Raw genomic sequence first — 576 nt, 5'->3', positions numbered from 1 at the left:
TACTACTATCACTTGAATCTGAAGACAGGGAAGATTCTGCCGGTCGATATCTACATGAACGTCAATGGCCAGTACAAGCGGATCAACAAGTTCGGAGCCCTCGCATCCGGCGGCAGCGCCTCCGATGTGTATGCGAATCCGGTGAAGCTGAATTGGGACAGCCAAGCGAAGCGACGGAACGTCTCCGATGCGGAGAGCGAGCTGACGTCCCGGGTCGCCGCCTTGTTCGCGCAGACCGGAGGCGATTCCCAGACCGGCAAGGCGGCGGAGCCGTCCGGCATTTACACCTACTCACGTCGCAGCTCCTGCAATTGACGGGACGGAACCGAACCTTCATCGGGCAGGACACAACGTACGGGGACGACAAGAACCCCGGGAACTCGTTATCGTTGCTGGAATACGCGATGCAAGCCCAGAGATGGCACTATTCCTTCCTGCTCCCGTCCTCCGCGGTTGCGGTGGAGAGCGGTCAGCCCGTGACGAAGTCGAACATCGAGGCGCTTCGCACCAACACGGGGGTTCTCGTGCTGGCTGCCGACATCCTGGCCGTCGGCGATACTTATACGCTGCACTACA

The 576-nt window shown here is 59.7% G+C and carries 2 protein-coding genes; both read left to right on the top strand.

Features of this window, described 5'->3' with window-relative positions; all coding sequences use genetic code 11:
• The coding region (locus E6C55_RS34065) for a hypothetical protein (protein ID WP_168736014.1) at window positions 1-315 on the top strand (315 nt) is incomplete at its 5' end.
• Window positions 312-576, top strand: a 265-nt coding sequence (locus E6C55_RS33295; RefSeq protein WP_136374125.1) for a hypothetical protein, incomplete at its 3' end; no start/stop codon positions are given. The genes E6C55_RS34065 and E6C55_RS33295, both read left to right, overlap by 4 nt.

Origin of the sequence: Cohnella fermenti, assembly GCF_004801405.1 — a bacterium.
GTDB lineage: Bacteria > Bacillota > Bacilli > Paenibacillales > Paenibacillaceae > Cohnella > Cohnella fermenti.
The sequence above is the reverse complement of the archived record's forward strand: the minus strand, read 5'-3'. Positions and strand labels throughout refer to the sequence as shown.